The 7,456-nt window shown below is 56.4% G+C and carries 6 protein-coding genes; 5 read left to right on the forward strand and 1 reads right to left on the reverse strand.

The genetic code is table 11. The features are described 5' to 3' along the window. The first annotated feature begins 33 nt into the window (after window positions 1-33). Complete coding sequence (locus ACR0MP_RS19815; protein WP_170408737.1) at window positions 34-789, forward strand: class II aldolase and adducin N-terminal domain-containing protein; 756 nt, start codon at window positions 34-36, stop codon at window positions 787-789. A gap of 24 nt (window positions 790-813) precedes the next feature. Beyond that, the gene (locus tag ACR0MP_RS19820; protein ID WP_170408736.1) at window positions 814-1,800 is read left to right on the forward strand and encodes a sterol desaturase family protein; all 987 of its coding nucleotides are present in this window, start codon (window positions 814-816) and stop codon (window positions 1,798-1,800) included. Window positions 1,801-1,866: 66 nt separating this feature from the next. On the opposite strand, the gene ACR0MP_RS19825 is transcribed toward ACR0MP_RS19820, so the two are convergent. Continuing rightward, complete coding sequence (locus ACR0MP_RS19825; RefSeq protein WP_170408735.1) at window positions 1,867-2,499, reverse strand: class I SAM-dependent DNA methyltransferase; 633 nt, start codon at window positions 2,497-2,499, stop codon at window positions 1,867-1,869. 88 nt (window positions 2,500-2,587) lie between these two features. Between ACR0MP_RS19825 and ACR0MP_RS19830 the strand changes: the two genes are divergently transcribed. The 3 genes from ACR0MP_RS19830 to katG all read left to right on the forward strand — a co-directional run bounded on the left by ACR0MP_RS19830 (window position 2,588) and on the right by katG (window position 7,100). Beyond that, window positions 2,588-3,445, forward strand: a complete 858-nt coding sequence (locus ACR0MP_RS19830; protein ID WP_480887666.1) for an SDR family oxidoreductase — start codon at window positions 2,588-2,590, stop codon at window positions 3,443-3,445. A 46-nt stretch (window positions 3,446-3,491) separates the two neighbouring features. After that, window positions 3,492-4,475 (forward strand): glycosyltransferase, encoded by a 984-nt coding sequence (locus tag ACR0MP_RS19835; RefSeq protein WP_170737322.1) that lies wholly within the window; start codon window positions 3,492-3,494, stop codon window positions 4,473-4,475. A 423-nt stretch (window positions 4,476-4,898) separates the two neighbouring features. Further along, window positions 4,899-7,100, forward strand: a complete 2,202-nt coding sequence (katG, locus tag ACR0MP_RS19840) for a catalase/peroxidase HPI (RefSeq protein WP_170737324.1) — start codon at window positions 4,899-4,901, stop codon at window positions 7,098-7,100. Window positions 7,101-7,456: the final 356 nt, after the last annotated feature.

The following is a 7,456-nucleotide window of genomic DNA, read 5'->3' on the forward strand; positions in this document are numbered from 1 at the left end:
CCAGAAATCGAATACCCCGCGAAGGAGCCCGGCATGAGCGTTACAAACCTGCGTCCCAACATCGATCATTGGTCCGAACGCGTGGAGATGGCCGCCGCATTCCGCTGGACCGAACGGTTGAACATGCATGAAGGGGTGGCGAACCATTTCAGCCTCGCGGTGAATGAAGACGGCACGCAGTTCCTGATGAATGCCAACCAGATGCATTTTGCGCGTATCAAGGCGTCAAATCTGCTGCTGCTTGATGCCAATGACAAAGATGTCATGGATCAGCCCGGCGCACCGGACCCAACGGCTTGGGGGCTGCACGGATCGATCCACCGCCATTGCCCACATGCGCGCTGCGTGATGCACGTGCATTCGATTTTTGCGACGGTTCTTGCCTCGCTGGCAGACAGCACCTTACCGCCGATCGATCAGAACACCGCAACTTTCTTCAATCGCTACGTAATCGATGAAGAATTCGGAGGTCTGGCTTTTGAAAACGAAGGTGAGCGCTGTGCCGCGATGCTGTCGGACCCGAAAAAGAAAGTCATGATCATGGGCAACCACGGGGTTTTGGTGATCGGCGACAGTCCGGCAGATGCCTTTAACAGACTCTATTATTTTGAACGCGCCGCAGAAACGTACATTCGTGCTCTTCAAACCGGGCAACCTTTGCGCGTTCTGTCCGATGAGATTGCTGAGAAAACCGCGCAAGAGCTTGATGAATATCCCGGTCAGGCCGAAGCACATTTACGCGAAATCAAATCTGTTCTGGATGCCGAAGGCTCGGATTACGCAACCTGAAGCGCACTGTTAGGAGTTTCAGCCATGACCGATATACATGATGCAGAAGCCGCCCGATGGAATTACCGCCCCGAAGGGCCCGTCGGTTTGAACCCTTTGTTCAACTGGCCGCCGCGTCCTGCGGCTATCCTGAACTGGTACAAAGGGGCTTGGCTTCCCCTTACGTCGCTGACGCTTTGCATGGTGATGGCTTTTGCCGCCTATTTCGTGTTTTTACCTCCATTAGAGACCATGCAGAGTTTCGCGCCCGGCTGGATGTTCCGTATCTGGCTGCTGAACATGGTGCCTCAGATCATGATAGCAGGAGGTCTGCATTGGTGGCTTTACATGCGCAAAGGGCAGGGCATGTACAAGAAATTCGACCGGCGTGATCTGACACGTGACAATGGGCCGTTTACCTTTCGAAATCAGGTTTTGGATAACATCTGGTGGACGCTGGGAAGTGCGATGACTGTGGCGACGGTCTATCAGTGGCTGATCTACTGGGCCATGGCGAATGGCTATGCGCCAGTGATAACCTGGGCCGTGGCCCCCGTTTGGTTCGTGATCTGGATGCTTTTCATCCCGATGTGGTCAGGGCTTCATTTCTACTGGGTGCACCGATTGGAACATCACCCGAAACTCTACAAGCACGTTCATGCTGTGCACCATCGTAACGTCAATATCGGACCATGGTCGGGAATATCGAACCACTGGTATGAAAACCTTCTCTATTTCACCACCTACTTCATCCATCTGATTGTACCCTCGCATCCGCTGCATCTGCTGTTTCACGCCTACTTCCAGCAGATCAGCCCGGTACTGTCTCACTCGGGTTTCGAAAAGCTGAAGGCTGGTGAAACGGATGCCGCGCGGGCCGGGGATTTCTTCCACCAACTTCATCACCGGTATTTCGAGTGTAACTACGGCACGTCGGAGATTCCGTTCGACAAGTGGTTCGGCACTTATCACGATGGTTCAGCCGAGGCGACAACGCGGACACGGGCTTTCAAGAAGCAGATGTATACTTAGATCACGAGGGCGTTCTGCCCCGCCGAGTTCTGCATAGGTCCGTATATGACCTACGCAGAGCTTTGGTCAGGTTTTCTCAAACAATGCGATCAAAGCGACGTCATCTTTGTTGGGGCCGGCAGCAAGATCGCCGTAAATCCGGACCTGCGTTAAAGATAAGTCTCTGATCTGATCCGCCTCGAGGCGGCGGAAGGTATCGGCGAATCCGAGCGCCTCAAAGTGTTTTGCGTTGATCGACAGGGCGAACTGCGCACCATGGCGTGCGACACGCAAGAGCGCTGGCAAAACTTCTGGCCCAAGATGGCCATGGGTGAACGTTCCGGACGAGACGACACCGGCATAGCTGCCGCGTGGAACTGGCAGGCCCTGATTGAGATCGGCTTCGATCGCGTCGCGATAGATATCCTTGCGCATCGCCTCGTCCAGCATCTCGGCGCTGATATCGGTGGCGTCGATCGGACCCACGCCTAACCCGGCCAGAATAGCTCCGCATAACCCAGTGCCCGCGCCTACATCCAATACCGGGCCTTGTCCGCCTGCACCCACAAAAGCGCGCGCCGTGTGGATGTGGAGTTGGTAATCCTCAAGCGCTGCGAAACTGTCGTCATATTCCCCTGCCCATTCCGCATAAAGGCGCTTGTTCTCCTCGGGCGATTTCAGGGAGTAGGCTGCGTGCAAGTCAGGTGTCTTTTTGGTCATTTCTCAATGAATGCGCATCAGAGGATTCGAATCAAGTGCGTCCATCCGGCGCTTGCATCCACGTGCCGGGCAGATCATCAAAGGGACCATGACACAGACACTATTCTCCTTCGGCCACGGCTATTCTGCCCGAGCGATATCGAGGCAACTGGATCCAACCACATGGCGGGTCATCGGAACCACGCGTGATTCCCAGCAACTTGAGACAATCCGCGACTCGGGCGCCGAGCCTTGGGTCTGGCCGGGGGATCGGCCTGATCTGGATGGGGTGACGCATCTGCTTGTCTCTACAGCACCCACAGCCGATGGTGATCCGGTGCTGGCGGAATTGAAGGATGAGATCGCCGCGCGGATCGGACAGTTCAAATGGGTCGGCTACCTTTCGACCACAGCCGTTTACGGGGATCACCAGGGAGGCTGGGTGGATGAGACGACGCCCGCCACACCGACGGCTGAACGTGGCCGTTGGCGCGTGCGTGCCGAGGAGCAATGGGGCGGCATTCCGGGCCTGCCCTTGCATATCTTCCGACTGGCAGGGATTTACGGGCCGGGTCGCGGGCCGTTTTCAAAGCTGAAACGCGGTGGGTTGCGGCGGATCATCAAGCCGGGCCAGGTGTTTTCGCGCATTCATGTTGACGACATTGCACAAGTTTTGATCGCGTCGATGGCCAAACCCAATCCGGGTGCGATCTACAATGTCTGTGATGATGAACCGGTGCCGCCGCAGGATGTGATCGGCTATGCCGCCGAATTGCAAGGTCTGCCGATGCCACCTGCTGTTCCGTTTGATGAGGCTGATCTGACCCCGATGGCGCGCAGTTTCTATAATGAGAACAAGCGCGTTCGGAATGACAGGATCAAGGATGAACTGGGCGTCTCATTGCTCTATCCGAGCTACCGTGTAGGGTTGGAAGCACTGATGCAGCATCAGAAGGATGCCACTTGATCACCGCGCCTTGCCAAGAAACCGGCACGGATTGTATGGGATTTCGATGAAAGACCGCTCTGTCCCGCTGAACATTACCGTTTCGACCCTGACCCGGCAGCGGCCCGAGATGCTGGCCGCTTTGATTCGAAGCTGGGGAGAGATGAAGCTGCCGCCCGACTGCTCGGTGCGATGTTTGGTGGTGGAAAACGACAGCGCAGCGCTCAGCGAAGGTACCGTGCAGGCAGTAGGGGAGAAGCTGCCTAATGGAGCAAGTCTGAACTATGTCCTTGAGACCGAACTCGGCATCCCGTTCGGACGCAACCGAGCCGCACGCGAAGCGTTGGAGAATGGCTCGGATCTGCTCTGTTTTGTCGATGATGACGAAGTGGTGGCGGTCGATTGGCTTGAACGGTTGGTCGCCGGGTATCGCAACAGCTCTGCCGTGCTAATGGGCGCTCCGCTTCGTGCGGCGGGGCCATCGGGGCAGGAGACCGCGATTCAGCGGCTGATGTTGCGCAATATCAGCAATCGTTACCTCGACAAGGAAAACGCGGCTGCAAAGAAAGCCACGTTGAACGGTACCGGTGGCGTGACCATCGTGACAAATAACTGGCTGGGCGAGACACGTCTGTTCAGCGAAACCGGCCTTTGGTTCGATGAAACCATGCGGATGACCGGCGGGACGGATGCAAAGTTTTATGCCGAGACCGTTGCTGCAGGCTTACCGGTCGGCTGGGTGCCCGACGCTTTTGTGTACGAGACCATTCCTCCCGAAAGGTTGTCATTCTGGTATCAGACCGCCCGGGGAAGGGACCAGTCCAACACCCATATGCGCCGTAAGCTTGATCAGAAGCCAACAAAAGCGGTCTTGGGATTTTTGAGCATCCCCTTCCGCTTGTTGGCGCTGTTAGGTGCAATCCTTCTGTTTCCGTTCCAACCAGATCGGCGGTTGATCCAGATTGCCCGAACGGCTGGGTGGCTTGTCGGGGTATTGGGAATTCCCTTCGGCTATAAATCGGCCCTTTATAAGAAGGTCAGTGGCCACTGAATCTGGGCCGGTCAATCCGTTTTGCGCTAACTCAGTTCAGTCGTTTCATGCGCGGCCATCATCGGAAGCTTATTTGCGTCCACTCTCTCTCGTGCCCGACTTGCGAGGTACGGTGAAGCTTGGTGGTGCAATCGCAATCACGCGCTTCAGGGTCAGGCTGCGCGTAGATGTTCAAGTGATAGCTCTGGATTATCAATATCATCAAAAAACAAAACTTATTTGAATGGCTTGGATTTGCTAAATCTACATCCAAACAGAAAGAACGAGTCGTTAATGCTATTTCCTACAATGAAGGCAGGGACGATCTGCGCGATCCCGCGTAACGCCCATGCCAAGGACGAGCGCAAAAACACTCAAGACCCCTGTTTCTCGTTTCAAAGTTAACCGCGCGACGCACACATCTAGCCAGGACTGGAGATCGATATGGACGGAAGTGATACCCCCAACATGGGCAAATGCCCGGTAATGCATGGCGCCGAGGCCCGGTCCAACCGGGATTGGTGGCCGAACCAACTGAACCTGTCGATTCTGCATCAGCATAGCCCTGCATCGAACCCGATGGGCGAGATATTCGACTATGCCGAAGAGTTCAAGAAGCTCGACCTGAAGGCACTGAAGGAAGACCTCTATGCGCTGATGACGGATTCGCAAGATTGGTGGCCCGCAGATTATGGGCACTATGGCGGTTTGTTCATTCGTATGGCCTGGCACGCAGCGGGCACCTACCGCACGGCAGATGGCCGCGGTGGCGCATCGACCGGCAATCAGCGGTTCGCTCCGCTGAACAGCTGGCCGGACAATGGCAACCTGGACAAGGCGCGCCGTCTGCTTTGGCCGATCAAGCAGAAGTACGGCAACCAGATCTCGTGGGCTGACCTTTACATATTGGCGGGCAACTGCGCGATCGAATCCATGGGCGGTACAACATTTGGATTCTCCGGTGGTCGTGAAGACATCTGGGCACCCGAAGAAGACATTTATTGGGGTGCCGAGACCGAGTGGCTGGCCCCAACCGAGAACCCGCACAGCCGCTATTCGGGCGAACGTGATCTGGAAAACCCGTTGGCCGCTGTGCAAATGGGTCTGATCTATGTGAATCCCGAAGGTCCAGATGGTCAGCCAGATGCCTTGGCTTCAGGTCGCGATATTCGCGACACCTTTGGCCGAATGGCGATGAATGACGAAGAAACCGTTGCTTTGGTTGCGGGTGGTCACACCTTTGGTAAGGCCCACGGCGCCGGTGATCCCGGTCTTGTCGGTCCCGAACCCGAGGCCGCCCCGATGGAGGCGATGGGCTTTGGCTGGATCAACGACTTTGGCAGCGGCAAGGGTGATGATACCACCACCAGCGGCATCGAGGGTGCCTGGACCGCAAACCCGACCAAGTGGGACAACGGTTACTTCGACCTGCTGTTTGGCTACGACTGGAACCTGACCAAGAGCCCAGCGGGCGCGTGGATCTGGGAACCTGTTGGGGTCAAGGAAGAGGACATGGCCCCGGCAGCGGGTGATCCATCGAAAAAGGTCAAGACTATGATGACCACCGCCGATATGGCGATGCGCATGGACCCGATCTATGGCCCGATCTCGAAGCGCTTCCACGAAAACCCGGACGAATTTGCCGATGCCTTTGCCCGCGCGTGGTTCAAACTGACCCACCGCGACATGGGTCCGCGTGCGCGTTATCTGGGAGCCGAGGCACCCAGCGAAGAGCTTATTTGGCAAGACAACGTCCCGGCCGTGGATCACGCGCTTATTGACGACGCTGATGTAGCCGATCTGAAAGCCAAGATACTCGCGACGGGATTGTCTGTCTCAGATCTGGTGTCGACCGCTTGGGCTTCGGCCTCGACCTTCAGGGGATCGGATATGCGTGGCGGTGCCAACGGTGCGCGCGTTCGTCTGGCCCCGCAGAAGGATTGGGAGGTCAACGAACCGTTGAAACTGTCCAAGGCGCTGGATGCGCTGGAAGGCGTTCAGAAAGCGTTCAATGACGCACAGTCTGGTGGCAAGAAGGTCTCATTGGCCGATCTCATTGTCTTGGGTGGTGGTGCTGCCATCGAAAAGGCAGCCAAGGCCGCAGGTCATGACGTTGATGTTCCCTTTAGCCCCGGCCGCACCGATGCTTCGCAAGAGCGGACGGATGTCGAGTCTTTCGCGGTGATGGAACCGATAGCGGACGGTTTCCGCAACTACCTGCACAAGGAATACTCGGTTCCGGCCGAGGCCCTGCTGGTGGACAAAGCGCAACTGCTGACGCTGTCGGCACCGGAGATGACTGCGCTTGTAGGTGGGATGCGTGTGCTGGGCACAAACTTTGACGGAACTTCTCATGGTGTGCTGACCGAACGGGTCGGCACGCTCAGCACCGATTTCTTCGTGAACCTGCTGGATATGGGCACCGAATGGAAACCATCCGGTGACGGCATCTATGAAGGCCGCGACCGCGCAAGTGGTGACGTGAAGTGGACAGGTACCCGCGTGGATTTGGTCTTTGGGTCGAACTCGCAGCTGCGGGCACTGGCGGAGGTCTATGGTCAGGACGACGCAGGTGGCAAATTTGTCTGCGATTTCGTCTCGGCCTGGAACAAGGTGATGAACGCGGATCGTTTTGATCTGAAGTAACCCTATAACCATCGCAGTAAATTGCGCCGCCCGAGGAGAGTCGGGCGGCGTTTTCATGCGCCTGGCTCAGGGCGCGTACCAAGCATTGGGTACGATTCCGCCGAGAGACTGTTCTTTCTCTTTCTATAAACCTCTTTTTTGTGAGTTCTCGGGAGGATTTGTTAAGCTAACCTGTTGTTTTTATTAAGGTGAAGAGGAAGGTGGTCGGAAATGTGAAGTTTTTTAAAATTGGGGGTTGCAGGTCCCAGACCTAATCCGTAAATACCCCTTCACCGGCGCTGCTGAGGTGCTGGGACGCGGTGGAAGCTGCGGAGACGCTCGGGAGAGACTGGGGGCATCTGAGGTTTTTGATTGGG

The sequence above is a fragment of the Ruegeria sp. K3 genome (assembly GCF_056531845.1).